The 25781-nt window shown below is 65.0% G+C and carries 23 protein-coding genes; 11 read left to right on the plus strand and 12 right to left on the minus strand.

Translation table 11 applies throughout. The features are described from left to right. Positions 1–52 precede the first annotated feature (52 nt). Complete coding sequence (locus AC4CS3_RS15980; RefSeq protein ID WP_490784297.1) at positions 53–1054, plus strand: Lrp/AsnC family transcriptional regulator; 1002 nt, start codon at positions 53–55, stop codon at positions 1052–1054. A 263-nt stretch (positions 1055–1317) separates the two neighbouring features. Further along, positions 1318–4116 (plus strand): aminotransferase class I/II-fold pyridoxal phosphate-dependent enzyme, encoded by a 2799-nt coding sequence (locus tag AC4CS3_RS15985; protein ID WP_490784338.1) that lies wholly within the window; start codon positions 1318–1320, stop codon positions 4114–4116. Positions 4117–4166: 50 nt separating this feature from the next. Here the strand turns inward: AC4CS3_RS15985 and AC4CS3_RS15990 are convergent, their stop codons facing one another. The 5 genes from AC4CS3_RS15990 to AC4CS3_RS16010 all read right to left on the minus strand — a co-directional run bounded on the left by AC4CS3_RS15990 (position 4167) and on the right by AC4CS3_RS16010 (position 9468). Beyond that, positions 4167–4559, minus strand: a complete 393-nt coding sequence (locus AC4CS3_RS15990) for a DUF1304 domain-containing protein (RefSeq protein ID WP_490784298.1) — start codon at positions 4557–4559, stop codon at positions 4167–4169. A gap of 46 nt (positions 4560–4605) precedes the next feature. Beyond that, positions 4606–5466 carry a class II fructose-bisphosphate aldolase gene (locus tag AC4CS3_RS15995; RefSeq protein WP_490784299.1) on the minus strand — a complete coding sequence of 287 codons (861 nt, stop codon included), beginning with the start codon at positions 5464–5466 and terminating at the stop codon, positions 4606–4608. Further along, positions 5466–6932: a GntP family transporter gene (locus AC4CS3_RS16000; protein WP_490784300.1), complete on the minus strand. Its 1467-nt coding sequence runs from the start codon at positions 6930–6932 to the stop codon at positions 5466–5468. The genes AC4CS3_RS15995 and AC4CS3_RS16000 overlap by 1 nt, the downstream gene beginning before the upstream one ends. Positions 6933–7033: 101 nt before the next feature. Further along, positions 7034–7933 carry an NAD(P)-dependent oxidoreductase gene (locus AC4CS3_RS16005; protein ID WP_490784301.1) on the minus strand — a complete coding sequence of 300 codons (900 nt, stop codon included), beginning with the start codon at positions 7931–7933 and terminating at the stop codon, positions 7034–7036. A 32-nt stretch (positions 7934–7965) separates the two neighbouring features. Then, positions 7966–9468 carry a four-carbon acid sugar kinase family protein gene (locus tag AC4CS3_RS16010; protein ID WP_490784302.1) on the minus strand — a complete coding sequence of 501 codons (1503 nt, stop codon included), beginning with the start codon at positions 9466–9468 and terminating at the stop codon, positions 7966–7968. A gap of 119 nt (positions 9469–9587) precedes the next feature. Between AC4CS3_RS16010 and AC4CS3_RS16015 the strand changes: the two genes are divergently transcribed. The 3 genes from AC4CS3_RS16015 (at position 9588) to AC4CS3_RS16025 (ending at position 11597) form a co-directional block, all read left to right on the plus strand. Then, the gene (locus AC4CS3_RS16015) at positions 9588–10412 is read left to right on the plus strand and encodes an alpha/beta fold hydrolase (RefSeq protein WP_490784303.1); all 825 of its coding nucleotides are present in this window, start codon (positions 9588–9590) and stop codon (positions 10410–10412) included. A 28-nt stretch (positions 10413–10440) separates the two neighbouring features. Further along, the gene (locus AC4CS3_RS16020) at positions 10441–11142 is read left to right on the plus strand and encodes a FadR/GntR family transcriptional regulator (protein WP_441414720.1); all 702 of its coding nucleotides are present in this window, start codon (positions 10441–10443) and stop codon (positions 11140–11142) included. A 245-nt stretch (positions 11143–11387) separates the two neighbouring features. Further along, entirely contained in the window at positions 11388–11597 is a 210-nt protein-coding gene (locus tag AC4CS3_RS16025) for a dodecin (RefSeq protein WP_059388369.1), read from the plus strand. 202 nt (positions 11598–11799) lie between these two features. Here AC4CS3_RS16025 and AC4CS3_RS16030 read toward each other — a convergent pair whose 3' ends face one another. The 4 genes from AC4CS3_RS16030 to AC4CS3_RS16045 form a co-directional block, all read right to left on the minus strand. After that, the gene (locus AC4CS3_RS16030; RefSeq protein WP_490784304.1) at positions 11800–13221 is read right to left on the minus strand and encodes an FAD-binding oxidoreductase; all 1422 of its coding nucleotides are present in this window, start codon (positions 13219–13221) and stop codon (positions 11800–11802) included. 171 nt (positions 13222–13392) lie between these two features. Continuing rightward, positions 13393–13665, minus strand: a complete 273-nt coding sequence (locus tag AC4CS3_RS16035; protein ID WP_490784305.1) for a hypothetical protein — start codon at positions 13663–13665, stop codon at positions 13393–13395. Next, entirely contained in the window at positions 13662–13868 is a 207-nt protein-coding gene (locus tag AC4CS3_RS16040) for a hypothetical protein (protein ID WP_490784306.1), read from the minus strand. The genes AC4CS3_RS16035 and AC4CS3_RS16040 overlap by 4 nt, the downstream gene beginning before the upstream one ends. A gap of 145 nt (positions 13869–14013) precedes the next feature. Continuing rightward, entirely contained in the window at positions 14014–14970 is a 957-nt protein-coding gene (locus AC4CS3_RS16045) for a helix-turn-helix transcriptional regulator (RefSeq protein ID WP_490784307.1), read from the minus strand. Positions 14971–15134: 164 nt separating this feature from the next. Here AC4CS3_RS16045 and AC4CS3_RS16050 point away from each other — a divergent pair, with 164 nt between their 5' ends. From AC4CS3_RS16050 to AC4CS3_RS16070, 5 genes are read left to right on the plus strand one after another with little or no spacing between them, the layout of a single operon-like run. Further along, positions 15135–15980 (plus strand): aldo/keto reductase, encoded by an 846-nt coding sequence (locus tag AC4CS3_RS16050; RefSeq protein ID WP_490784308.1) that lies wholly within the window; start codon positions 15135–15137, stop codon positions 15978–15980. 32 nt (positions 15981–16012) lie between these two features. After that, positions 16013–16984 (plus strand): aldo/keto reductase, encoded by a 972-nt coding sequence (locus tag AC4CS3_RS16055; protein WP_490784309.1) that lies wholly within the window; start codon positions 16013–16015, stop codon positions 16982–16984. After that, entirely contained in the window at positions 16978–17985 is a 1008-nt protein-coding gene (locus AC4CS3_RS16060; protein ID WP_490784310.1) for an NAD-dependent epimerase/dehydratase family protein, read from the plus strand. Before AC4CS3_RS16055 ends, AC4CS3_RS16060 begins: the two co-directional genes overlap by 7 nt. A 19-nt stretch (positions 17986–18004) precedes the next feature. Next, a complete protein-coding gene (locus AC4CS3_RS16065) occupies positions 18005–18835 on the plus strand; it encodes an aldo/keto reductase (protein WP_490784311.1) in 831 nt (276 codons plus the stop codon). A gap of 32 nt (positions 18836–18867) precedes the next feature. Next, entirely contained in the window at positions 18868–19938 is a 1071-nt protein-coding gene (locus tag AC4CS3_RS16070; RefSeq protein ID WP_490784312.1) for a lactonase family protein, read from the plus strand. A gap of 75 nt (positions 19939–20013) precedes the next feature. Here the strand turns inward: AC4CS3_RS16070 and malQ are convergent, their stop codons facing one another. Beyond that, positions 20014–22206, minus strand: coding sequence for a 4-alpha-glucanotransferase (gene malQ, locus AC4CS3_RS16075; protein WP_490784313.1), 2193 nt, complete (start codon positions 22204–22206; stop codon positions 20014–20016). A 324-nt stretch (positions 22207–22530) separates the two neighbouring features. Here malQ and AC4CS3_RS16080 point away from each other — a divergent pair, with 324 nt between their 5' ends. Then, positions 22531–23559, plus strand: a complete 1029-nt coding sequence (locus AC4CS3_RS16080; RefSeq protein ID WP_490784314.1) for a PHP domain-containing protein — start codon at positions 22531–22533, stop codon at positions 23557–23559. Positions 23560–23765: 206 nt separating this feature from the next. Here AC4CS3_RS16080 and AC4CS3_RS16085 read toward each other — a convergent pair whose 3' ends face one another. After that, positions 23766–24809 (minus strand): HoxN/HupN/NixA family nickel/cobalt transporter, encoded by a 1044-nt coding sequence (locus AC4CS3_RS16085; protein ID WP_490784315.1) that lies wholly within the window; start codon positions 24807–24809, stop codon positions 23766–23768. After that, entirely contained in the window at positions 24809–25630 is an 822-nt protein-coding gene (locus AC4CS3_RS16090) for an urease accessory protein UreD (protein ID WP_490784339.1), read from the minus strand. Before AC4CS3_RS16090 ends, AC4CS3_RS16085 begins: the two co-directional genes overlap by 1 nt. Between the last annotated feature and the right edge of the window lie 151 nt (positions 25631–25781).

Here is a 25781-nt window from a genome sequence, read left to right on the forward strand (position 1 = left end):
TAGAAATTTGTTTGAAACCATCTGAGAATCGTGAATTTTGAAGGAATCAGCCATGATCTCCGAAACTGACCTCGAAATCGTCAATGCCCTGCAGATCAATCCACGTGCCGATTGGAGCCGCGTCGGGGATGTCCTGGGCTTGTCCGGGCCTACTGTCGCGCGCCGCTGGAACTCCCTTGCCGAGCAGGGACTGGCGTGGATCACCCCGGCTCCGGGTCCGCGCTACCTGAGTGCGGGCTGGTCGGCGTTCATCAGTCTTTCGTCACTGCCGAGCGAGAACGAAGCCCTGGTCCGCAAGCTGTGCGCGGAGCCGGCCTTCGGCACCGTTTCGCTGGTGTCCGGCTCGCACGATCTCTTCATCGACTGCTTCGCCTCAAGCCACGAAGAGCTCATGGAGATCATTACCGGCTCCTTCGCAGGCCTCCCCGGAGTGACCCACCGGGAGGTCGTTTTCGTCACCAAGCTGTACCGGCAGGCCTCCGACTGGCGCAGCGGCACCCTCGAACCCGCGCGGGCCCGGCTCATGTCGGCGGAACCCCTGCCCGCCCCGGCGGCCTACGCTCCCGACCGGCTCGACGCGTTCCTCTTGGGGGAACTGGCAAAGGACGGGCGGGCCAGTTGGGCGGAACTGGGAGCCGCCTGCGGCGTCTCTCCCCAAACGGCACGACGGCGTGTGGAGCGGTTCCTCGCGTCCGGCTACATGACGCTGAGGTGCGATACGTCCGTTTCCGCCCAACAAGGACTAAGGGAAGTGAGCCTGATCCTCAACGTGCCCACCCACCACGTTGACGCCGTCGGGCGCTACTTCGCTGCCCTGCCGAACTGCAGGCTCAGCGCCCAGGTTCTGGGTGCCCAGAACCTCCTCGTGACACTTTGGGTCCGCGATTACCTGGAGGTCCAGGGCCACGAGCGCGGAGTGGCGGAGCGCGCGCCAGGGAGCGCCGTGATCTCCCGGCAAGCCGTGGTCCGCAACTACAAACGCCTCGGGCACGTGTTGGACCCGTCCGGACGCAGCCGGAGCGTCGTCCCCTTGCCGCTGTGGCGTGAAGGGTAGCCTCCAACCCTCGCTCACCTATGACGGTAATTTCTCCAACGCTCGCTCACCTATGACCGGAAAGGCCGCATCCCATCTGGACACCCAGACGGCAACACGAACATTTGCCGTGCGCCGAGACGAGCCGCGGCGTTTAGTAGAGAGTGCTATCAATCCATGACAAAGGAGTCATCGTGGCACGCGCCGATTTCGCGACAGTGCAGTCAGCCCCAATTCCTCTCGCTCCGGCTGCCCTTGCCGGCGGCGCATCGCTTGGCCTCGGTTTGGCGGCAAGGCCAAACCCCGACGACGATTCCGGGTCCGGCGGCGAGGTTCCCAGCAGCGCCTGGCGGGTGCGCGCCGACGCCTGGGAATTCCTTGGCTACGCCGTCAAACAGCTCTCTGCCGCCGCCCGGCCCCTCGCGGGCGCCCGCCAGCCGCGGGAACTGCCGCGGGATGTCCGAAGGCTACTGCCGCTGCTGGAATCCCTCGAAATGTATTGGGCGTCTCCTGGGCAGCAATTTGTCATGGAATTGCGGCGAATCCTGGAAGCCGGAGAATACCTTGAGGCGCTGAGCCTCATCGAACCGGTCGCGCGACGCGTTGCCGGCCACAACCAACACGCCCAGGAACCCGCACAGGATCCCGAACGCGAAGCCGACCGGGTTGAAGAACCCCCCGAATCGCGCAAGCGTTTCGAGGTCCTCGTGATCGATGACGTCTCCAGCGCCGACCGTGAAGCACTTCAAACGGAACTGCTCAGCCAGCGCCGCCCCGCCGACGCCTTCAACTACGAGCTCGTGTTCGTGCCGAGCTTCGAGGACGCCGTCGTGGCCATCCTGCTCAACCCCGACATCCAGGCGTGTGTGTTGCGGCCGGGATTCGTCCCCAAGAGCAAGCAGCGCCTGAGCCGGGATGTGCGCAGCTTCCTAGACCGGTTCTTGGGAAAGTCGCTCCCCCAGCGCCCCTTGGACCGCATTCTGAGCTTGGCGGAGAAACTGGGCGAACTCCGCCCCGAACTTGATCTCTACCTTGTGGCGGGAGTGGGAATCGAAGAACTCGCCGGTTCCTTGACTCGCCGATTCCGACGGATATTCCGCCGGCAGGATGGGCTGGAGCTCCATTTGTCCTTGCTGGCCGGCATCGCGGAACGATATGAGGCGCCGTTCTTCCACGCGGTCCAGCAATACAGCCGCAAGCCCGCCGGCGTTTTCCATGCCCTGCCGGTGTCCCGGGGCGGATCGGTCATCCATTCCAAGTGGATCAACGATCTTGGCGAGTTCTACGGCCTCAACCTGCTCCTTGCTGAAACCTCCGCCACATCCGGCGGGCTCGATTCGCTCCTGGATCCGCATGGCTCCCTCAAGCAGGCACAGAAGCTGGCGGCCAGGGCATTCGGTGCCCAGAAATCGCTCTTTGTCACCAACGGAACGTCAACTGCCAACAAGATCGTTCACCAATCGATCTTGGCACCCGGCGATGTGGTCCTGGTGGACCGGAACTGCCACAAATCGCACCACTACGCCCTCATGCTGGCCGGCGCGCAGGTCTCATATTTGGACGCGTACCCCTTGAACGATTTCTCCTTCTATGGCGCGGTTCCCTTGGAGAGCATCAAACGGATGCTCCTGGATTACCGCAGGGCAGGCAGGCTCCACGAGGTCAAGATGCTTGCCCTCACCAACTGCACATTCGACGGCATCGTGTACGACGTCGAACGGGTGATGGAGGAGTGCCTCGCCATCAAACCTGACCTGGTTTTCCTGTGGGACGAGGCCTGGTTCGCGTTCGCGAGCTTCCACCACATCTATCGCCGTCGCACGGCCATGGCTTCGGCCCGGTCACTCGAGGCAAAGTTCGCGGATCCAGCTTATGCGGCCCGCTACGCCGAGCAATTGCGGGACCTTGCTTCGGCGGGCGGGGCGGCCGAGGGCGCGGCGGGCGGCGGCGAGCCCGACGACGGCGGCCCGGGTTCCGGCGTCGGGCCCGTCAGCGATGAGCTGCTCCTGAAGACGCGGCTGCTGCCCGATCCGGCGAAGGCCCGCGTGAGGGTCTACTCAACGCAGTCGACCCACAAGACCCTGACGTCGCTCCGGCAGGGGTCCATGATCCACATCCACGACCAGGACTTCGGCCAGTTGAACGAGGAGAGCTTCCGGGAGGCGTACATGACGCATACCTCCACGTCGCCCAACTACCAGATCCTGGCTTCCTTGGACATGGGACGGCGGCAGGTCGAGTTCGAAGGCTACGAGCTCGTGCAACGGCAGGCAGATCTCGCGGTCAGCATCGCCCACGCGGTGGCGAGGCATCCCTTGCTGAGGAAGTACTTCCGCGTCCTCGGCACCCGGGACCTTATTCCTGAGCAGTACCGCGAAACGAGCCGGCAAATGCCGCTCCGCGACGGGCTGGCGGCCATGTCGGAAGCCTGGGAGCGCGACGAATTCGTTGTTGATCCGAGCCGTTTGACCCTGCACATCGGCCTCACCGGCGTGGACGGCGATACCTTCAAGCACGACTACCTGATGGACAAGTACGGGATCCAGGTCAACAAGACGTCAAGGAACAGCGTTCTCTTCATGACCAACATCGGCACCTCGCGGAGCGCCGTTGCCTACCTCGTCGAGGTCCTGGTCAAGCTGGCCGAGACCTTCGAAGACGAGCAATCCGGCCTGAGCGGCCTTGGCCAGCGGGCACGCCGTGCGCGCGTCGCGGCGCTGACCAGCACGCCGCCGCCCTTGCCGGACTTCAGCCGCTTCGCCGAACGATTCCGCAAGGACGCGGAAACCCCTGACGGCAACATGCGCGCGGCCTACTTCGAGAGCTACAAAGCCGGTTCCTGCGAATACTTCAGCGCGGCCGAACTCGCACGAAGGGTCGCCGCGGGCGAGGAAATGGTGTCTGCATCCTTCGTCACCCCTTACCCGCCGGGCTTCCCTGTCTTGGTTCCCGGGCAGGTGATCACGGAGGAAATCCTGGCCTTCATGTCGGCTCTGGACACACGGGAAATCCACGGCTTCAACCCGGAACTGGGGTTCAGGGTGTTGACGGGTGAGCTAGCGTCGCCCCAAAAGCCCGCATAAGTGAGCGAGCGACGGGCTTGGAGGGCCCATACGTGAGCGAGGGTTCCGCTTTAGCCGAGCGTGACGGCCAGGATGCCGAGCACCACGGCGAGTAGCGGCGTCGTGCCCTGAAGAACCGCGGGGCGGAGGTACTTTTTGCCGCTCAAGGCAAGCACGATTGCCGCCAGCAGCATGGAGCCGCACGAACTGAAGACGAGGGTCCAGCCCACCTGCGGATGACCAAGCGCGAAGAAGACGATCCCGGCGAGCGCCCCGATGGCAAGGAAGAGGTTGTAGAAACCCTGGTTGTACGCGAGGGGCTTGGTGGTTTCGGCGTCGGACTGGGAAGCGACGCTGAAGCGCTTCCACGTGGCCGGGCGGGTCCAGGTGATGGACTCCATGCTGAAGATGTAAACGTGCAACAAGCCGGCAAGGAGGGCGAAAATCAGGGAGGCTACGATCATGTGCTGATCGTAGCCTCCCTGCGTTACGTGGGTTCGCCAGCCGCCCCTAATTACTGAGCATGTCCAGCGTTGCTCCGGCGAACGTCGAGGCGGAGGAACTCCAGCGCCCCAGCAGCCCCTGGAGGTTCTCGCCATCGGCCCGGTGCGTGGCGGTCTCGGCTTCGAGGGTGGCAAGAATGCCGGTGCGGAGTTCGGTGTTGAAGTTCACCTTGCCCACGCGCATGGACGTCGCCTTGACCAGGTCCGCAGCGGGGATGCCCGACGCGCCGTGGAGCACGAGCGGAAGCTCCGTGCGCGAGGCAATGTCCTCCAGCACGTCCCAGTGCAGCTTGGGCTCGCCGGCGTAGCGGCCGTGCGCATTTCCGACCGCCACGGCCAGGAGCTGGGCGCCTATGCGGGAGACGAATTCCTGCACTTGGCCGGGATCGGTCAGGCCTGCGTGATGGACTCCCGCCGAGGCACCGAAAGCCTTGTCTTCGTCACCGGCAAGTCCGCCAAGTTCGGCCTCAATCACGACGTCGGAGGCGCCTTGAGCGTCCAGCGCGGCACGGACTTCGCGGACCAGGGCGATGTTCTCCTCGAACGGGAGGGACGACCCGTCGGCCAGGACGGCGTCGGCGCCGGCAGCTACGGAGTCACGGATGACGCCAAGGTCCGAGGCGTGGTCCAACTGCACCGAGACCGGAACGCTGGCGTCGTCGGCCAGGGCGCGCAGCGCCGTGATCAGCCGCAGTCCGCTCAGAGTGCCGGCCGTTTTCGGCGCGACCAGCAGGATGATCCCGCGGCCTGACTCCTCAGCTGCTGCCACCACGGCCAGCGCAGTGGTGAAGTCGTAGCAGGTGAAGGCCGGGACCGCTGCCCCTCGCTCCAGTGCCGAGCCTACAAGATCGTCAAGGCGTACACGCATCAGTGGGCCAAGCCTCCCACCAGGATCCAGGCGACATAGCTGAGCAGGAAGCCGGCGATGCCCAGGATGGTCGTGAGCACGGTCCAGGTCTTGAGCCCGTCGGACACCGTGAGGCCGTAGTAGCGCACCACCACCCAGAAGCCGGCGTCGGTCACGTGGGACAGGCCCAGTCCGCCGAAGCCGATCGCGATCACGATCACGGCGATCTGCGCCGGCGTGTAACCGCCGTGCGCCACGGCAGCCGAGAGCAGGCCAGTGGTGGTGACGATCGCAACCGTGGCCGAACCCTGTGCGGCACGCAATGCCAGGGAAATGATGAAGCCGAGCAGGATGATCGGCACGCCCAGGGAGTCCAGCGTCTGCGACAGGGCCGCGCCGATGCCGGAGACCTGCAGGACACCGCCGAACACGCCGCCGGCGGCCACAACCATGAGGATCGAGGCGATGGGAGGAAGTGCGCCTTCAAAGATCTCGCCGGTTTCCTTGAGCGACCATTGGCGGCGGACTGCCAGCAGGAAGAAAGCGAGCGCAACGGCCACCAGCAAGGCGAAGAAGGGATTGCCCACGAAGGAGGCGACGCCGTACCAGTAGTCCTTTTTGTTGATCAGGAGGGTACCGGCCGTGCCAAGCAGGATCTGGACGATCGGGGCGGCGATGAGGAACATGATCAGGCCCGGACGCGGCGGGGCGACTGCGCTGGCACCGGGACCGTCGTGGCCGACGCGCACTAGGGAATCGGAGCCGAATTCTTCAATCTGGTCACGGACGCCCGGAAGGAGCTCGTAGTCCTTGCGGTTCATGATGCTGGCGACCCAGTAGGACAGGAAACCCAGCGGCACGCAGATAATCAGCGAAATCATCGCGATGAGTCCGATGTCGGCACCCATGACGCCTGCCCCGGCAACAATGCCCGGGTGGGGAGGAACCGCGACGTGGATGGAGAGCATGATGCCGGCCATGGGAAGGCCGAACTTGATGGGGTGCAGCTTGGCGATCTTCGCAAAGGCGTAGACGATCGGCACCAGGACGATGATCCCCACTTCGAAGAACACGGGAATCGCAACGAGGAAGCCGACGGCGGTTAGCGCCATGGCGACTCGCTTGGCACCGAGCTTCGCTGTGAAGTGGTTGGCAAGCGACTGTACGCCACCGGACACTTCGATCATCCGGCCCAGCACGGCGCCGAGGGCAATCAGCAGTGCGACCTTGCCCATGGTTCCGCCCACGCCGTTGGCCACAACAGTGAAGACGTCCGCCAAGGGGATCTGCGCGGCGACGGCAACCAGGATGCTCACGGCCAGCAATGCCACGAAGGCCTGGATCTTGAAGCGGATGATCATCAGCAGCAAGAGTGCGACGCCGGCAACGGCGATGGTCAGCAGCAGCGGGGTCCCAAGGTCCACGGCCGGCTTGATGGCAGGGGCATCAGCTGCCCGGACCGCCAAGGCATTGATGAGGGGATTCATCGGGGGTGTCTCCTTTGACAGAGCCGGCCTCGACTCGAGGCCGACAAGAGAGGCGACGACGGCGGAGGGGGGACCGCCGTCGTCGCACGTTGTGCGAGGGGTTAGTTGGTACGCCTGGTGGGCGCGACGACCTTGATGACGGCGGAGTCGTCGGCGGCGGCGAGGCCCTGGGCCTGGCCGAGGAGGTAGAGCTGTTCGGCAGCAGCGGCAACCGGTGCGGCCAGGCCGGCGGCGCGCGTGGCCTTGCCGACGATGCCCATGTCCTTGACGAAGATGTCCAAACGGCTCAGGACCTCGGCGCCTTCCTCGTTGTATGCCTCGAGGATTCGGGGGCCGCGGTTGGACAGCATGAACGAGCCGGCGGCACCTGCCTCCAGGGCCGCGAGGGTCTTCGCCTGGTCGAGTCCGAGGGCGTCCGCGAGTGCCATGGCCTCGGCGGCAGCGGCGATGTGCACGCCGCACAGCAGCTGGTTGACAGTCTTGAGTGCCTGGCCGTCGCCGGGCTTGTCGCCCACGATGCTTAGCGTGGAGGCCAGCAGTTCCAGGGCGGGTCGGGCCTTTTCCTGGGCAGCCGGCGTCGCGCCCACCACGATCAGAAGATCGCCTTCGCCGGCACGCTTGGGGCCTCCGGAAAGGGGTGCGTCCACGAGTTCGACGCCGTACTCGGCCAGGTGCGCCACGGTGGCCGGAATGGCTTCGGTACCGACCGTGCTGCCGAGGATCACGACGGCGCCCGCCTTGAGTACCGAGGCAACACCGTTCTCGCCGAAGAGGACCTCGTCGAGCTGTTCGCCGTTGCGCACGGCAAGGAGCAGGGCGTCGGCGCCTTCGGAGGCTTCACGCGCCGAAGCGAAGGTGCGAATCCCGGCGTCGGCAGCGAGCTTCAGCCGCGGTTCGGCGATGTCGAAGCCGTGGACGGTGAGCTGGGTTGCCAAGCGGGTGGCCATCGGCAGGCCCATGGCGCCCAGGCCGAGGACGGCGACGGTGTAGTTGCTGGTCATGGTGTTCTCCGTTGAATTCAGTGCGGGGTCGGCTAGAAAGTGTTGCTGAGCTTGCGCGTGACTTGCGCCAGGGATTCGTCGTCACCCACGTTGCCGGCGAAGACGATGTACGGGATGCCCTTCGCAGGTCCGTCCACCGGCTCCCACAGCGAGACGATGCCGGGCAGCATCGGGCCGCGGACGATCGCGTGGCGGATTTCCAGGCCGTGCGCGGCCACGTCCGAGGACGTGATGCCGCCCTTGGCGATGACGAAGCGCGGCGGGAAGGTCTTGAGCGTCCGGTTCACGACCGCGACGACGGCGGCAGAGACGGTGCGGGCAATCTTCAGGCTCGCCGCGGCGTCGTCGGTCTTGATGAGCAGGCGGCTCGTGTGGACGATGACGTCTCCGTTGTGGAGGGCGTCGACGACGGCGGCGACCACTTCGTCGAGGTAGGCCTCCGCGCCGCTAGCGAGAAGCTTCTCGACGTCGATCTCGATGATGCGGGCAGCGCTGTGCTGCGCGGTCAGGACGTTGAGCTGGCGCGTGGTGAGGCCGACGTGCGAGCCAACGACGATCAAGCCACCGGCTGTCGAGGGAGTGTTGCCTTCGTAGGCCTCCTCGCCGCTAAGTGCCTCGCGGATTTCCTGGCCGATGCGGCCGCGGACGAACGGCGGGCCCACGCGGTAGAGCAGCTTCTTGCCGCGGCGTTCGGCTTCTTCCAGGCCGAGGGCCAGCGCGCGGAGGTCGTTCTCGGTGACGATGTCCGCGACGATGGGCGTGGAGTTCGTCGCAGGTTCGATGGCATCGGCGATGGCCTTGGCTGAGAGCTCGGAGTCCCCGGCGGATCCGTTGGCAGCAGCCGCGCCGGCGCGGATAATGTTCAGGTCGAGGAGGATCACGTCGCTGGCCGGGAAGCGGCCCTGCGACTTCTCGTCTACATATTTGGCCAGCTCGGAATTGGCGAAGCCGAAGCTCGCATCCTTGGCGAACTCGGTCTCGGCAACCGGGGTGAGCTTGCCGGCGTCGTCCCCGGTACCGCGCATGTAGTGCACGCCGCCGATGGTGACGCGACCGGCGTCGGGAAACGCCGGGACCATCACGACGCCGTCTGTCGCTTCGCCGGTCACGTCGGCAATCGTGGCTGCAATGACGTCCGGTTCCAGCGGGTAGTGGCCGCGGAGGGTGGAGTCGGAGCGGCTGACGAATCCCAGGCGTAGCTTGGAGCCGGCGGCGGCGAGCGCGTTCCGCACGATTTCCTCGTTACGGGCGGCGGCCTCAACCGGGTCGAGGCTGCGCGTGTTGGTCAGCACGTAGACCGCGGGCTGGGACTGGCTTTCTGCGATGTGGGCGAAGGCCCATGTGAAATCGGCGACCTCCCAGCGGGTGAGCACCGGCAGGTTGGCGACTGATTGGGTGCCCGTGGGGTCGTCGTCGAGGACTACCAGGACGCGGGGCGAGGCTGCGGAAGACGCCGCTACGGCGTCGGCAACCAGCTGAGCGGGGATCTGGACTTCAGCCGGGAAGGCGGCCAGAACATCGGCTTCAAGGGTCACTTTGCACTCCATCGTGGTTTTGAAAGTAAATGTAAGATGTCAGACATCTAATATTTGAGTGCTAGTGTGACACACCTGCTTTCGGCTGTGCAAGTGTCAGTCGTCACTATGCTTGGCGCATGCTTCAAGAGCCTCCCGCCGTCGCGGCATTACACGTGGACATGCGCCTTCCAACGGCTGCCGCAAGCACGACGCCGGGACAAACGTCCCAGCCTCCCGTCCTGTTGCTGCACGGTTGGGCCTCGACATCCGCCTATTGGGAGCCACTCGCCACCGAATTGCTCGACGCCGGACGAACCGTCTGGATCGTCGATTTGCCTGGGTATCACCGCCGGGATGTATTGCCTCCGGACTTCCACTGGACCCTGGAGTCAGCGGCCGATTCCGTCGCTGCTGTTGCTGCCCGGAACGCAGCACCGGTCCACATTGCGGGCCACTCGATGGGCGGCAGCGTCGCGCTGACACTGGCCGCGCGGCATCCGGGGCTCGTGGCCAGCGTGGCCTTGATCGGCATGGTTCCGGCTCCGCCGAACGAAGGCTTCAAATCGATGCTCGAATCCCAGCTGCGGCAAGGCTTCGTTGACGACGCGACGCGCGCCAAGTGTATGAAGGCCTGGTTCGGGGCGTTGACTGTGGAAGACGAACGGCTCCTCAACCAGGGCTTTGAACTGCCTTTCGAGGTTCTTGGCCCCAGCGGCCTCGCAGCCATGGCGGGGGTAACGGCGGATGTCCCCGAAAAGGTGACGGCACCGACGCTGGTGATTGCCGGCGTCGGGGACCGACTACGTTCGCCGGAGCAGGCGCAAGCCTTCGTGGCAGCCAGTCCGCTGCGGAGGCTCGTGGCAATCCCCGACGCCGGGCATAGCGTCCATTGGGAGCAACCACATGCTTGCGCCCTCGCGCTCGGCGCGTTTTGGAACGAAAGCCGGCAACCGCCAGCGTAAGATGTCAGACATCTAAGAACGGAGCACCATGGCACGCAAGTCGCTGGTCGGCGTCGTCGCTGACGAGCTGCTGGACCGCATCGTCGCGGGCGAATTTCCGCCTGGCACAGTGGTTCCCGGCGAACTCGAGTTGAGCGCAAAGCACGAAGTCAGCCGCATGACCGTCCGCGAGGCCATGAAGACCCTCGAGGCTCAGCGAATCCTCAGCGTGGAGCGCGGCCGGGGAACGTTCGTCAACCCTCTGAACCGCTGGGCATCCCTCGAAGCTGTGTTGCGTGCGGCTTCCGAAGGAAAGAACGACGCAGCAGCGTCCGTCCAACTCATCGAGCTGCGCCGCATGCTCGAGACCGGCGCCTGCGAACTCGCCGCTTCACGGATCTCCCCCGAAGAAATCGACCAGCTTCAGGTTCATGTGTCCGCCATGCAGAAGGCCCACGATTCGAATGATGTGGGTGCGTTCGTCGAGGCGGACCTGGGCTTCCACGATGTCATCCTGCATGCCTCCGGCAACGTCTTCGTCGCCGTGCTCTTCGAACCCCTGCACCGCGTCCTGGAAACCCGGCGCACCCAGACCTCGAAAATCCCCGATATCCAGCGGCACGCGATCGGACATCACCGGGCCATCCTGAAAGCCCTCGAAGCCGGCGACTCCCCCCGTGCCCGCGAGGCCATGGACGCACACATGCAGCAGACCCTCGACGATCTCAGGACGTACGTCCTGGAGGCCTAGGTCGGCGCTCTCCCCCGGACGCCCGCTCACATATACGGGCCATTTCCCGGACGCCCGCTCACATATGTGGGCCAATTCCCGGACGCCCGCTCATCGCGCGCGAGCGTTCCGCCATTTGGCCTCATAGGTGAGCGGGCGTCGGCACGGACCAGACCCCTAGTCCGCCGGCCCTGCGTCGGCTAGTCTGCTTTCACGGCCTGCCAGGCCCGCAGTTCAGGCATCAAGGACGATCATGAGGAGCAAGAATGGCTGACCACACATATAGCGTTTCCGAAATTGTTGGAACCTCGTCCGAGGGCGTCGACGCCGCCATCAGGAACGGGATTGCGGCTGCGAGCCAGACCCTCCGGAACCTCGACTGGTTCGAGGTCAAGGAAATCCGCGGCCATCTCAGCGAGGGCGCCGTTGCCGACTGGCAGGTAACCATCAAGCTTGGCTTCCGCCTGGAGCGTTAGAAAAGACGACTGGCAGACAGCCTGCAGCTACGCCTCTGGAGGAATTTAATCTTCCAACGCCTTGGAGCAGCGAGAGTCCCATCGGCTACGGCCTTTGGGACTCTCTTGTTTCTTAGGCTCGGAATCCGGGGGTGTTGTCCGGGGATTTTGGGCATGAAGACGCACAGCAGGACGCCGCTGCGCGCGGGGTGGGCAATGGTTCTTAAGCCTCCGGGGCTCCGGCTGTCCCAGGGTCCGGGACGATGTTGGCATTCCGGTGGAATACGTTGCCGGGGTCCCATTCGGCCTTGATCCGGGCGAGCCGATCGTATTTTTCCGCCCCGTAGGAGGCCCTGACCCGGTCGCCGTCGCCGTCGGATAGGAAATTCACATACGTCCCCACCCCGTTTGAATGGGGCCGCATCGCCGCCCAGAAATCCCTGACCCAAGCCCGCTCCGCGTCAAACATCTCGGGCGTGGGGCACGCTGCGGAGATGTTGAAAACCCACCTGGTTCCCCGGCTGCCGCCAAAAGCAGTGTCCGCATCCGCGATTCGGGCGAACGCGCCGCTCAAGGGGAAAACCGGGACGAACGACAACGGGGATGCCTTGCGGGGCAGGAAGTCGGCGAAGACGTCGATGGCATCGTCGCTCAGATCGTCCAGGTACAGGGCCTTTTCATAGGCCTGGATGCCCCACGGGGCACTATCGTTGAACATTTGCTGCAGTTGGACGTAAGCGATCGGAGTGAGCATCTGCCACTGGGGCTGCGGCGTCATCTGCCGGACCGGCTGCAGGGCGAGTTCGTGCTCCTCCGCGGTGCCCCATCCGGCGACCGCCAGCACAAAACCAGGGTGTCCCTGGAACTCCTGGGGAACGAACGGAGCGGGTGGTGCGCTCATGCCGGCGATCAGGGAGCCCATGTTGTCGGGCAGAGTCGCTAGGAAATCGCGGCTGAACCGCAGGCCTTCCTTGCCGTGCTCGGGATCCCAGAAGAACAGGGCCAGCTGTGCCAGCGGGGGAACGTCATGAAGGGCAAATTCAAAGCTGGTGACCACCCCGAAGTTGCCCCCTCCGCCCCGCAGGGCCCAGAAGAGATCCGGATTCTCCTCTGCCGAGGCGGTGACAATGCGTCCGTCTGCGGCCACCAACTCCGCGGCGACAAGGCTGTCGCAGCTCAACCCGGCCCGGGCTGTTAGCCAACCCATTCCGCCGCCCAAGGTCAAGCCCGCCACTCCTGTATGGCTGATGAATCCGCCGGTCATTCCGAGCCCGTGCTCCTGGGTCGCCGCGTCAAGCTCCAGCCAGGTGGTACCGCCGCCGCAACGGGCCCGGCGGGACTGCGGGTCAACGCTCACAGCGTTCATGGCGCTAAGATCGACCATCAGCCCGTCGTCGCAGACAGAGTGGCCCGCGTAACTGTGCCCGCCGCCCCGGACAGACAGTTCGACCCCTTCCGTCCGCGCATAGCCGATCGCTGCTGCCACGTGTGAAGCGTTCGTCGGCCGGACGATCAGCGCCGGGCGTCGGTCAATTTCGCCGTTCCACACAGAGCGGGCCGCGTCATAGCCGTCCTCCCCGGGAGTCAGGACTTCACCCCCGAAGGAGTCTCGAAACGCGGCCAATGATTGCTCCGAAATAGGCATTGTTTTCTCCCGGTTCGACGACGGTACCGGGATCGTACACCCGGGCGTCCCGTCCGAAACAGAGGTTGCGCAGCTAGCGGGTATTGAAGATTCTTTGGCAGTGCGCGCAAACGACGATGGCCGCCAGCCCTTCTGTGGAAAGGCTGGCGGCCATCAGTTGCGAGGCTGGACTCACCCGCGGGTCCAGACTTGGACGGGGTCACCGCCACAGAGGAGTCGCCGGCCACGGCCGGCAAAATCGATCCACAGGAATTCGTGGTCGGAAGAAACTTCGTCCACAAGGCCGGCGTCGAAACCCCATTTTTCCTCGTGGATCCAGACGGATTCGCCGCGGCTGAGTTCCGACCATTTCGACGGCGGCAGGCGAAGTGCTGCGCCAGCGGGCCGTTGCGCCGACGTCGTGAAGTGGCGTGGGCCCCAAGCGCCCAAGGTTTCGGGGCTCATCGGGACTCGGCGAGCAGGTACTGACGGTGCCAGACGGTTGCCGCACCGTTGTGGGTCGGGAAGACGTGGCCTTCGAAGAACGTGTGAACCACGTGGGGTTCGCCTTCAGGGCTCCACTGACCGGATGCCGGGCAATGCGAGCCCGTGGATCCCGCGGACCCGGCGGTGGTTGCCCGCTCCCTCAGCAGCGCGATGCGTTTCATCGTTGAATTCCATCCTTGATATGCGAAAAGGTCTGGATTCAGCGTAAACGCGATTCAAAAGCCGCCCAATGGGCACATAGACAAACTCACGCCGATTCACTATGCAGCAGCACAGTGACGTGGAGCACTTTTGGCTGAAACTGGTTCAGCTTTCGCCCATTGCATGACGCTCGGACAGCTCCGGGTCCGTCGTCGTTCCCGCACCAAACGCCGCTCCCGCACCAAACGCCGTCCCCGCACCAAACGCCGTCCCCGCACCAAACGCCGTCCCCGCACCAAAGCTGCCCAGCAACTTCAGGGCATCGTCCGACGGCGAACCCGCCTTCGCGGAATAGACCCGCAAGACCTGGTCCGGGTCCTCCGGCAGGGACAGGTTCTCGAAGTTCAGTTCCACGTCCCCCACCGTGGGGTGGTGCAGGCGGACAGTGCCGGCTGAACGCGCTGCCACTCGATGCCCTGCCCACCACTGGCGGAAATGTTCGCTGTTCACGGCGAGTTCGCCCACGAGCTGGTTGGCTTGGGGATCGTCGGGGTGCCGCCCGGTATCCGCACGCAGGGAGCCGGCGGCTTCCGCGGCAACCGTCTTCCAGTCCCGGAACAGTTCGCGTGCCTGGGGGTCCAGGATCAGCCAGCGCGTGAGGTTTCGCTCGGCGGGAGGCATGGCCGGGAAGTCGGCGAACAGCAGGACCGCCATCCGATTGGCTCCCAGCACGTCGCTGCGCCGGCCAAGCAGGAGCGCCGGAACGTCGCCTACAGCGTCCAGAAGTTGGCGCAAGGCCGGCCGCACCCGTGGTGCGGGAGTCGGCGCCTTGGCGCTCGACGCGCAGTGCTCAAGCAGGTCCATCATGTGGGTGTGCTCGCTTGAGTCCAGGCGAAGCGCCCTCGACACCGATTCAAGGACTGCCCGGGACGGATGGATATGGCGGCCCTGTTCGAGGCGCGTGTAGTAGTCCGTGCTGACATCGGCCAAACGGGCAATCTCTTCCCTGCGCAGCCCCGGAACCCGGCGCGCGCCGGACGCGTCCGGCAACCCTGCATCCTCCGGCGACATCCGGGCACGCATGGCTTTGAGGAATTTTCCGAACTCGGCGCTTTGACCCATGTCCCCATTCTTCCTTTCCTGGGGGCTTGTTTCTACGGCCAAGGTAGGACTGCGAGTCCTAGGAAAAACAGGGGGCGTCAAAACTACTGCTTGTTGTGCCGAAAGTGCATAGGCTCGAAAAAGCCAGTCAGGCAATCCACCCACCAGCGACGAAAGGGCCGGACATGTCCAACGCTCAGAATTCAACCGTTCCCGGGCTCGTCCTGAACAACTCGGTCACCATCCCCCAGCTCGGCTTCGGCGTCTTCCAGGTCCCGCCTGCCGAGACCCAGAAAGCCGTCGAGGACGCACTTGAAGCCGGGTACCGTCACATCGACACCGCCGCGGCGTACCGGAACGAGTCCGGCGTCGGCGCCGCAATCAAGGCTTCCGGCATCGCCCGGGAGGAACTCTTCATCACCACCAAACTCCGCAACGGCGAACAGGGCCGGGCCGCGGCGGCATTCAACCACAGCCGCCGCAAACTCGGCCTCGACGTCATCGATCTCTACCTGATCCACTGGCCCGTGCCGTCCCAGGGCCTGTTCGTGGATGCGTGGAAGGCCCTGGAAAAGATCCATGCCGACGGCGGCGCCCGGGCAATCGGCGTCTCCAACTTCTTGCCCGAACACCTCGACACGCTCCTGGAGTTCGCCGACGTCGTTCCCGCGGTCAACCAGATCGAACTGCACCCGACCTTCCAACAGCGGGAACTGGCGGCGAAGAGCCGCTCGCACGGGATCGCCGTCGAGGCCTACAGCCCGCTGGGGCAGGGAGCGGACCTGGGGTCGGCAACGGTCACCGAGCTTGCCGAGACGCACGATGCCACCCCGGCGCAGATCGTGCTGGCCTGGCACCTCGGAACCGGCAACATCGTCATCCCCAAGTCCATCCACCCTGAGCGGATCCGCCAAAACCTCGCGGCGGCGTCGTTGCAGCTCGTCCCGGAGGAACTGGCAGCCATCAGCGCGCTCGACGCCGGCGCCCGCCTCGGCGCCGACCCCGCCGTCGCGTCCTTCAGCCAGATGTAGAAACCCCACCACAGCGTAAGGAAACCGAAACCATGCAGTACACCCACTTGGGCCGCTCAGGCCTCAGCGTCTCCCGCTTGTGCCTCGGAACCATGAACTTCGGACCGCAGACGGAGGAATCCGCAGCGCACTCCATCATGGATTCCGCGCTGGACTCCGGCATCAACTTTTTCGACACCGCCAACGTCTATGGCGGCACGCAGCACCGGGGATGGACCGAGGAAATCCTGGGCCGCTGGTTCGCCAAGGGCGGCGAGCGCCGCGAACGCGTCGTCCTCGCCACCAAGCTCTACGGAACCATGACGGACCGCCCCAACGAGTCCAAGCTCTCCGTCCTCAACATCCGGCGCGCCTTGGACGCCAGCCTCAAGCGACTGCAGACCGACTACATCGACGTCTACCAGTTCCACCACGTGGATCGGAACACGCCGTGGGACGAGATCTGGCAGGCCATCGAGGTAGCGGTCCAGCAGGGCAAGATCCTGTATTCCGGAAGCAGCAACTTCGCCGGCTGGCACATCGCCCAAGCCCAGGAGGCGGCGGCGCGGCGCAGCTACAACGGTCTCGTGAGCGAGCAGTCCATCTACAACCTGCTCACCCGCAACGTCGAATTGGAAGTCATCCCGTCGGCCCAGCAGTACGGCCTCGGGCTCATCCCGTGGTCGCCGCTTCACGGCGGGCTTCTGGGCGGGGTGCTCAAGAAAGAGCGCGACGGCGTCCGTCGCCTTGAGGGCCGCGCGGCCGAGACCCTGAAGAAGCACGAAGACCAGATCCGCCAGTACGAGGACCTCGCCGACGACCTTGGCCACGAGCCCGGCGACGTGGGCTTGGCCTGGTTGCTGCACCAGCCGGCCGTGACCGCACCGATCGTGGGTCCGCGCACGCAGGAGCAGTTGGACGCTGCCATCAGGGCTTTGGATGTCACTCTCGACGCCGATGCCCTCAAGCGGCTCGACGATATCTTCCCGGGCCACAGGACCGCGCCGGAGGACTACGCGTGGTGACGTCGGCACCTCTGCGCCTGCTGTTCATCGGCGGGACCGGTACCATCAGCGCGGCGGCGGCCGAGCGCGCCGTCGCGCTGGGTCACCGGCTCACCATGCTCAATCGCGGACTGAGCTCGGAAAGGCCGGTCCCTCCGGGCACGGAACTGCTCCAGGCAGATATCCGCAACCCCGCCGAGGTGGCGGAGGTACTGAACGGCCGCGAGTTCGACGCCGTCGCGGACTTCATCTCTTTCACGCCGGAGCACGTTTCCGCCGCCGTGAAGTTGTTCCGCGGCCGGACCGGTCAGTACGTGTTCATCAGCTCGGCTTCGGCCTACCAGAAGCCGCCCGCACACTTGCCGATCCTCGAGTCGACGCCGTTAAGGAACCCGTTCTGGAAGTACTCGCAGGACAAGATCGCGTGCGAAGACCTTCTCGTCCGGGCCTACCGCGACGAGGGATTCCCCGTGACCATCGTTCGGCCTTCGCACACCTATGACCGCACGCGGATCGCCCTTCTGGGCGGTTGGACGGACATCCATCGGATGCGGGAAGGCCTGCCTGTGGTAGTCCACGGCGACGGTACCTCGCTGTGGACGCTCACCCATACGGATGACTTTGCGGTGGCCTTCGTCGGCCTCCTCAGCCGGCCGCAGGCCGTTGGTGAAAGCTACACCATCACCTCTGACGAAGCGCTCCCGTGGGACCAGGTCTACCGGCTCTTCGCGACGGCCGCAGGGGCCCCGGAACCCGAACTGGTGCACATCGCCTCGGAAACCATTGCCGCGCACTCTCCGGAGCTTGGTCCCGGGCTTCTCGGGGACAGATCCCACTCCGTGGTCTTCGACAACACCAAAATCAAGACTCTGGTGCCCTGGTATCGGGCAGAAATTCCGTTCGCGGCAGGCGCACGGGAGATCGTCCGGTGGCATGATGAACATCCGGGCATCAAGCACGTGGACCAGGTCTTCATGAAACTCAGCGATCAACTGGTCCAATGGGCACGGAGGCCGATCTAGCAACCGAAAGGACAGGACCATGGCACTTGCTCCGACCGTCAGGCTCAATGACGGTAATGCCATTCCGCAGATCGGCCTTGGAACCTGGCCGCTCGACGACGCCCAGGTCGCCACGGCGGTAGTGTCCGCCGTCGAGCTCGGCTACCGGCACGTCGACACGGCCTACCGCTACGGTAACGAGGCCGGCGTCGGGCAAGGCGTGCGGGACTGCGGGATCCCGCGCGAGGAACTGTTCATCACCACCAAACTGGACGGCACGCACCAAGGCCGCGATCGCGCCGTCGACGGGCTCGAGGGCTCCCTCAGACGTCTCGGGCTGGACTACGTGGACCTCTTGTTGATCCATTGGCCTCTCCCCCAACGGAATGAATTCGTGTCCACTTGGGAGACTTTCGAGCGACTCCAAGCTGAGGGGAAGGTGCGCTCAATCGGCGTGTCCAACTTCAAGCCATCGCACCTTGAACGGCTTCTGGAGGAAACCTCGGTGGTGCCGGCCGTCAACCAAATCCAGATCTCGCCGTCCATCACGCGGATCGATGAGCGTGCCTTCAACGGCAACCATGGCATCGCCACGGAATCGTATAGTCCGTTGGGGGCTGGTCGCGATCTCCTGAACGCCCCGGTGTTGGCCGCGATCGGGAAGAAACACGGAAAGACTCCGGGTCAGATTGTGCTGCGCTGGCACGTCCAGGAGGGGCTCGTGGCCATCCCGAAGTCCGCCAATCCGTTGCGCATGAAGGAAAACCTGGACGTCTTCGACTTCGCTTTGGACCACGACGATCTGTCCGCGATCGCCACTTTGGACGCGGGTGCCGACGCCGGGGTCGACTCGGATGTACAGGGCCACTGAGGCCGCACTCCATCACCAACACTAAGGACGGCATGGCGGAGAACATCGACGGAACGCTCATCTGGGCAGGCGCTTACACCGCGGACAGCGACGGGAACGGAACGGGCATTGGGGCAGTTTCCGCCCGTGAAGATGGCAGCCTCAGTTGGCTGGGCACGGCTGTCGAAGCGCCCTCGCCGTCGTTCCTTGCCGTGCACCCGACGCTTCCGGTGGTCTACGCGGTAGCCGAGGCCGCCCAGACGGTCCGGGCGTACCGACGGACCGGGCCGTTCGGCCTTGAACCTTTGGGGGAGGTCTGGCCGGCTGGAGCTGCGGCCTGCCACGTCGCCGTCGACCCTTCCGGCCGCTTCATCGTGGTCAACTGTTGGGGCGACGGCAATGTGCTGCTCTACGGGCTCGACGACGACGGCGGCATCACATCGCGCTTTGCGGCGCCGCCGGCGAAGGATCCGCACGCCGGCGTCGACGGCGGGATCGACATCGCCACGGGCGGCGCCCGGGTGAGCCGCGCCCACGCAAGCATCATGCTCGAGGACGGCCGGATCATGACCACCGACCTCGGCTTCGACCTCGTGCGGGTCTGGAACTATTTCCCCGACACCGGCCTGCTTCCTGACCACCAAGTCGCACTCCCGATGGGCAGCGGTCCGCGGCACTTGGTCCAGCACCCCTCCGCCGATGCCGTCTTCGTCGTGACCGAATATTCGATCGCAGTGGTGGTGCTCCTGCCCGGCGCCGACGGCCGATTTGTGCTCCACCGTCGCGGTCCCGCGACGGCAGGTGGGGCCGCCGACGGCGACGCAGCCGCCGAAATCGCGCTGTCTCCGGACAATCGCTTCGTGTACACGGGCATCCGCGGCTCCAACCGGATCTCGGTACTGGCCGTCGAAGGCAGCGGAACCCGGCTCCGACCCGTCGCTGACGTGCCCAGCGGAGGAGACTGGCCGCGCCACCACCTGGTCCGCGACGGCTGGCTCCACGTGGCCCACGAGCGTTCCAACCAAGTCACCACGTTCGCATTGGACCCTTCCACCGGCATCCCGGGCGAAGTCCTCGACCAGCTGAACGCGGGCTCCCCCACGGCCTTGGTCGTAGCTCCCTGAGCCGTTGATCGAGGCGTGAGATCTCGCCCCTTTCGCGACCCGAAAGAGGTGAGATCTCACGTCTCGATGCGGCGCCTAACCCCGTACGGCCTCGTCAACCGCCGCCAGCAGGGAGTTGAACCGCGGGTTCGCGTCGAGGTCATCAATGAGGACTGCCCTTCCTCGTTCGTCGGCTAGTGGCACTTGCCAGTTGGGGTAGACCTCCGACGTCGTTCCGGGCTGGTTCTGCACCCTCCGCTCCCCCACGGCATCGACTAGGGCAACACCGAGCAGGACCGACGGAGCAAGGGCCAGCAAGCGATGGAGCGCCTCAATGACTTGCTCCTCGCCGAGCGCTTTTCCGTTGACCGGCAGCAGGCCCCGTTCCCGGAGCAACCCCATCATCTTGTCCAAGCTGGCCTCGTGCTCGGCCCGTTCCTCGGCCACGCTTCGTTCGAGCAAGCCCAGTTGGCTCCGGAGTTCCACGTGATCGCCGGCAAGGTACCCGGCAGTCGGCGGGAGGTCGTGGGTGTTGACGCTGGCGAGGGCCTGCACTCGGTAACGTTCGGGCGGGAGGGGCGAGTCGCCGTCGTACTCAAACCAGAGGATCGACGTGCCAAGGATGCCGCGGGCCGCAAGGTAGTCCCGCACCCAAGGCTCGAAGACGCCCAGGTCTTCGCCGATGACCACCGCGCCCGCGCGGTGCGCTTCCAAGGCGAGGATGCCGATGAGGGCCTCGTGGTCGTACCGGACGTAGGCGCCGTCGCGGGCGGAATTCCCGGCGGGCACCCACCACAAGCGGAACAGCCCCAAGATGTGGTCCACGCGGATTCCGCCGGCATGGCGAAGGACGGTGGAGAGCATCGCCCGCAACGGCGCGTAGCCTGCCTCGGCCAAACGGACCGGGTGCCACGGCGGCTGGTTCCAGTTCTGGCCAAGCTGGTTGTACATGTCCGGTGGTGCGCCCACGCTGACACCTGGCGCGAAGCTGCTGCGCAGGGTCCAGGCGTCGGCGCTGCTCAAGTCCGCCCCGACCGCGAGATCGTGCACTACTCCCAGCCGCATGCCGGATCGCCTTGCCGCGGCCTGGGCCGACTCGAGCTGCTCATCGCAGATCCACTGAAGCCAACGGTGGAAACCGATCCGGTCGGCCAATGCCTGGCGCATCGACTCAACCTTGGGCGAACCGAGGGTGGCCGCGGGGTCCTGCCAGAAGGGGTCGTCCGGCGAGCGGTCCTCGCGGATGGCGCACCAAAGGGCGAAATCGTCCAGGCCCGGGCCGGACTCGCGGCAGAATTCCTCGAAGGCACGTTGCCGGGCCGGAGAAAGCTTCACTGTATGAAGGAGTTCCAGGGCAGCAAGCTTGGCGGCGAAGATCTGGTCCCGGTCCAGCCGTTCCGCGTCCTTGTTGAGGGCATGGACATGATCCAACAGCCGGTCCACCGTGGCGCGCTTCCGCGGCTTCACATATGCCAATTCGGGAATGGATTCGACCCGGATATAGAGGGGGTTGAAGAATCGCCTGGTGGACGGAGAATACGGCGACGCTTGAACCGGAGGCACAGGATCTGCGGCATGCAAGGGGTTGACCAGGACGTAGTCTGCACCGCGTGCGCCGGCCAACGCCGCCAAATCGGCCAAGTCCGCGAAATCCCCGATACCCCATGAGCGCTTCGAGCGTACCGAATACAGCTGCGTTGCGAGTCCCCACCCGCGCCGTTCCTCCAGCTGCGCTGCCGTCTGCAATTTGGCTGGAACCACGGCGAGCACCGCGGTGGCTGTCACGCCGTCGGACTCGGCCGTGAGCGAGTGCCAGCCGAGGGGCAAACCGGCCGGCACCTCAAAGGTGCCACGGCCTGTGGGCACTCCATCCACGTCGCGCGGCGGCGCCCAGTCTTCCTGTTGGGTGGCGGCGAGTTCCGTTCCGTCCTCGAGCAAGATCGTCAGGCGGGCCGGCGAACCGTCGCGGACGTGGACGTGCACAGCCGCCGTCGTTCCCTCTTGGACGACGACGGCGGGTGGCAGCATCCGCCGCCACGGCGCCACTTCCGCGTCAGCCAGGGCCGCTTCGATCTGCTCGTTGGAATGGGCGGGGACTCCCAGTGCGTCCAGCACTTGGATCAGCGTGGTGGGTAAAACATCGTGTTGCAACCCATCCCAGCCGTGGAACGACGTCCCGACGCCATGAGCGTCCGCGAGCCGGTGAAGCAGATCCTCGTCGATGGCGATGTTCGGGGCGGGTGGCATCGCCGTGGTGTCGGTGTCCTGCTGGATGGGAGTGTTGGTCATGTCCGCCTCGTCTGCGATGTGATTCGTCCGAAGGTGCATACCGCCCCGCGTGCAACTCGAGCGAGGCAACTGGTTCCGATTATTGCAGGGCGGTGGGGGCCGTCCCAGTTATTCCGACAGCATGACGCCCCCAACCCGAAACCCTCGCTCACAAACAACCGCCCAACCGGAAACGCTCGCTCACATGAGGTGAGCGAGGGTCGGTCGTAGAACCCACATATCCGAGCGAGCGTCGGAAAACCCGAAGCCTCGCTCACATATAAGCCCCAAACCGGAAACCCTCGCTCACATACGCCTGGGCGCGGCGTGGTACATGATTGAGCTATGGACGCCGTGGATGCGCTCAACGAAACCGCCTTCTGGCTGGAACGGGAACTCGCGGACAGCTTCAAGGTCCAGGCGTTCCGCCGTGCTGCGGGCATCATCGCCGGACTCAGCCAAGAGGAACTGACTGCGCGGCTCAAGGATGGCCGCCTCAAGCGGACCAAGGGAATCGGCAGCCGTACCTTCGAAGTGATCAGCCAGGCCTTGAGCGGCGCTGTTCCGGACTACCTTGAAAACCTCCGCCGTCGCGGCGCCGAACCCTTGGTCAACGGCGGTCACAAGCTGCACGCCAAGCTCCGGGGCGATCTGCACAGCCACAGCAACTGGTCGGACGGCGGCTCACCGATCGAGGTCATGGTCACCGCTGCGAATATTCTCGGACGGGAATATCTCGCTTTGACTGACCACTCCCCCAACCTCACCATCGCCAACGGGCTGAGCCCGGAGCGGTTAATGGAGCAGCTCATGATTGTGGATGGGATCAACGAGCGAAACGGCCAGGAGCCCGGCTTGCGTCTGTTGGCCGGCATCGAAGTGGACATTCTTGAAAACGGCGGGTTGGACCAATCCGCGGAGCTGCTGAGCCAACTCGACGTCGTGGTGGCCAGTGTCCACTCGAAGCTCCGATCCGACAAACGGTCCATGACCCGGCGCATGCTCGCGGCCATCGAAAACCCGCACACGAACGTCCTCGGCCATTGCACCGGCCGCCTAGTCAAGGGATCACGAGGAACAAGGCCCCCATCGGAGTTCGACGCCGAGAAGGTGTTCGCGTCGTGCACGGAACACTCAGTCGCCGTCGAAATCAATTCGAGGCCTGAACGCCAAGATCCGCCGGACGAATTGATTCGGATTGCCCTCGACGCCGGCTGTCTTTTCAGCATCGACAGTGACGCCCATGCCCCCGGCCAGCTCGACTTCCTGCAATACGGAGCGGAGCGGGCAGAAGACAACGGTGTACCCGCCGATCGGATCATCACGACGTGGCAATTGGATCGCCTACTGGAGTGGCTCCAGCCCAAGCAATAGTCCGCCGTCGTCGCCAACTGTTTAATGCCCGACGGCGACTTCCGCACCAAATGCCGACCCCAGCCGTCGAATACTGGCGATGCAACCGCAGGAGGGTTCGCCGAAATCGCTTCAAAACTGAGCGAGCGTCGCCGATTTTCGCGATTTAGGTGAGCGAGCGTCGCCGATTTTCCCGGCATAAGTGAGCGAGGGTCGTCAGGGCTTCCCTAGCGGCGCCGCGCCACCCGCAACCGCACGGCCGCACCCACCCATACGACGGCGAATAGCGCAATCAGCACCAGCCCGGCGTCGCCGAGGTCTACTTCACCCAGCCAGCTGGTGACTGGATCGCTCAGGCCGAAGGCCACGTTGAGGAAACCGCCCAGCGTGATGACCGGGGTGAAGAGCGCCGAGAAGGCCGAGATACCGGTGATGATGGCGTTGAATCCAAGCTTGCGACGGGGATCATGGATGGCGGACTTGTACATGCGCATCATGGCCACGCCGTTGACGGAATCGCAGAGCGTCATCGCCGCAGTGAAGGCCAGCGGCAACGCCAGGAGGGCGAGAACAGACACGCCCGCAAGCGACGCCGCCGTCGTGAGCACCAGCAGCCCGATGGTGGTGGCGGTGTCGAAGCCGAGCCCGAACAAGAACCCGATCACGTAGATATTTCGCGGACGCTGGACCTTGGATAGCGGCTTAGCCAAAAGCCGCGAGATGAGCCCTTTGGTTTCGAGGTCGTCGACGGCGATCGCACCACCAGCCTGGGCGGCGCGGTACAGCTGCATCGTGCGGAGGAACGCAGACCCGTTGAAGACGCCCATGGCCAGGAGGAAGAGGCTGGAAACGCCGCTGCCGATCAGCCCCAGCACTAGGTGTCCGGTGGTGCCGTCCTCCATGAGCTGGCCAACCAGGCTGGCGCCGCCGATCACCATGACACCGGCCAGGATTACCACGGAGCTGTGGCCCAGGCTGAAGGCGAATCCGACGCTCACGGGGTCCTTGCGCTGTGCCACGAATTTTCGTGTGGAATTGTCGATCGCGGCGATGTGGTCCCAGTCGTAGCTGTGCTTGATGCCGGCCACATAGGCCGTCAGCACCAGGCCCAGCGCCAGGGGCTGCCCGCCACCGGCGCCACCCACCAGCAGGAGTACGACGGCGGCGAGGTGCAAGAGGACGACGGAACCGAACATGAACGCGAGGCGCGACCTCATCGGGAGATGCTCGCGCCGGCGGTACATCGAGGCGAACTCCGCGAGTGAGGTCATCAGTACTTCCTTAGGTTCAGCGGCGCCCGGCCGTACCAGCGTTCGCGCAAAAGGCCGGTGCAGGCACCAAGCAATCGATTCAGTTCCTCGGTGCTGTTCGAGAGGGACCGCAGGACCAGGCCCGTTGTGCCCGCAAGGGTTCGGGTCAGCGACAAGCCCGAGTACGCGTCATACCCCGCCGTCAGCCGGTGCAGTTCATCGGCGAGCGCCTGGTTAACCCGAGAATCCACAACAATGAGCGAACCCAAGTGGCTGTAGCCCTCCATGAAGCCCATTCCGGTTACATCGCCCAGGGGCGGCCGGATCAGGAGGTTGTCGAGCGCGAGCAGCGCTGCGCCGTCGTCGCCCTCCACCTGGATCTCGTTCCGGAGCCGCAGTTCCCGGTACTGGAAGGAGGCGCCGTCCGGCGACCAGCCGGGAGTGATGACTTCCGCCATGATGAGGCTCGACGTCGGATGCACAGTGATATGCGTATTCTGCCGATAGCTGGCCTCCCGGTAGGCGATGAGCTGGTCGGGAGCCAACTCCAGTTCCGCCCCCTCCCCCAGGCGGATGGTCATCCGCTGCTCCGCAAACGACCCCGGAGTCCGATAGATCTTCGTAGCCGACTGCGTCGTCAAAAGCAACGAAGCCCCGGCCTCGACTTCCACGTCCACAACATAGAGATCCGCCCCCAAATACGCCCCGCCCGGATTGACCACGACATAACAAACCTGCCCGGACCCATCCAAGTAGTGCGGCCTCAAAACCCGCAAGGCACCCTGATGAAACTGCTGCACGGCCACGGAACGCTGAGCACGCACGGCGACAACAAGGTCCAGGCGACCCCGCTCGGGCCGATCAGCGGACGCGCCGGGTCCGTCGGCTCCGCCGGATTTGGGGCCGTGCCCGCTCCGCGGTGCCCGCCACGCCGCGGCCCCCAAATCCGGCTTCGCCGCCTCAGCCGTCAGGTCACCGACCGGACTCCCCTGG

Source organism: Arthrobacter sp. SE2 (genome assembly GCF_058244265.1).

Excerpts from the sequence above, each read along its gene's own strand:
- AC4CS3_RS15980 (WP_490784297.1), top strand. The coding sequence starts at position 53 with ATGATCTCCGAAACTGACCTCGAAATCGTCAATGCCCTGCAGATCAAT.
- AC4CS3_RS15990 (WP_490784298.1), bottom strand. The coding sequence starts at position 4,559 with ATGATCGTAGCCTCCCTGATTTTCGCCCTCCTTGCCGGCTTGTTGCAC.
- AC4CS3_RS15995 (WP_490784299.1), bottom strand. The coding sequence starts at position 5,466 with ATGCGTGTACGCCTTGACGATCTTGTAGGCTCGGCACTGGAGCGAGGG.
- AC4CS3_RS16000 (WP_490784300.1), bottom strand. The coding sequence starts at position 6,932 with ATGAATCCCCTCATCAATGCCTTGGCGGTCCGGGCAGCTGATGCCCCT.
- AC4CS3_RS16005 (WP_490784301.1), bottom strand. The coding sequence starts at position 7,933 with ATGACCAGCAACTACACCGTCGCCGTCCTCGGCCTGGGCGCCATGGGC.
- AC4CS3_RS16015 (WP_490784303.1), top strand. The coding sequence starts at position 9,588 with ATGCTTCAAGAGCCTCCCGCCGTCGCGGCATTACACGTGGACATGCGC.
- AC4CS3_RS16020 (WP_441414720.1), top strand. The coding sequence starts at position 10,441 with ATGGCACGCAAGTCGCTGGTCGGCGTCGTCGCTGACGAGCTGCTGGAC.
- AC4CS3_RS16025 (WP_059388369.1), top strand. The coding sequence starts at position 11,388 with ATGGCTGACCACACATATAGCGTTTCCGAAATTGTTGGAACCTCGTCC.
- AC4CS3_RS16030 (WP_490784304.1), bottom strand. The coding sequence starts at position 13,221 with ATGCCTATTTCGGAGCAATCATTGGCCGCGTTTCGAGACTCCTTCGGG.
- AC4CS3_RS16035 (WP_490784305.1), bottom strand. The coding sequence starts at position 13,665 with ATGAGCCCCGAAACCTTGGGCGCTTGGGGCCCACGCCACTTCACGACG.
- AC4CS3_RS16040 (WP_490784306.1), bottom strand. The coding sequence starts at position 13,868 with ATGAAACGCATCGCGCTGCTGAGGGAGCGGGCAACCACCGCCGGGTCC.
- AC4CS3_RS16045 (WP_490784307.1), bottom strand. The coding sequence starts at position 14,970 with ATGGGTCAAAGCGCCGAGTTCGGAAAATTCCTCAAAGCCATGCGTGCC.
- AC4CS3_RS16050 (WP_490784308.1), top strand. The coding sequence starts at position 15,135 with ATGTCCAACGCTCAGAATTCAACCGTTCCCGGGCTCGTCCTGAACAAC.
- AC4CS3_RS16055 (WP_490784309.1), top strand. The coding sequence starts at position 16,013 with ATGCAGTACACCCACTTGGGCCGCTCAGGCCTCAGCGTCTCCCGCTTG.
- AC4CS3_RS16065 (WP_490784311.1), top strand. The coding sequence starts at position 18,005 with ATGGCACTTGCTCCGACCGTCAGGCTCAATGACGGTAATGCCATTCCG.
- AC4CS3_RS16070 (WP_490784312.1), top strand. The coding sequence starts at position 18,868 with ATGGCGGAGAACATCGACGGAACGCTCATCTGGGCAGGCGCTTACACC.
- malQ (WP_490784313.1), bottom strand. The coding sequence starts at position 22,206 with ATGACCAACACTCCCATCCAGCAGGACACCGACACCACGGCGATGCCA.
- AC4CS3_RS16080 (WP_490784314.1), top strand. The coding sequence starts at position 22,531 with ATGGACGCCGTGGATGCGCTCAACGAAACCGCCTTCTGGCTGGAACGG.
- AC4CS3_RS16085 (WP_490784315.1), bottom strand. The coding sequence starts at position 24,809 with ATGACCTCACTCGCGGAGTTCGCCTCGATGTACCGCCGGCGCGAGCAT.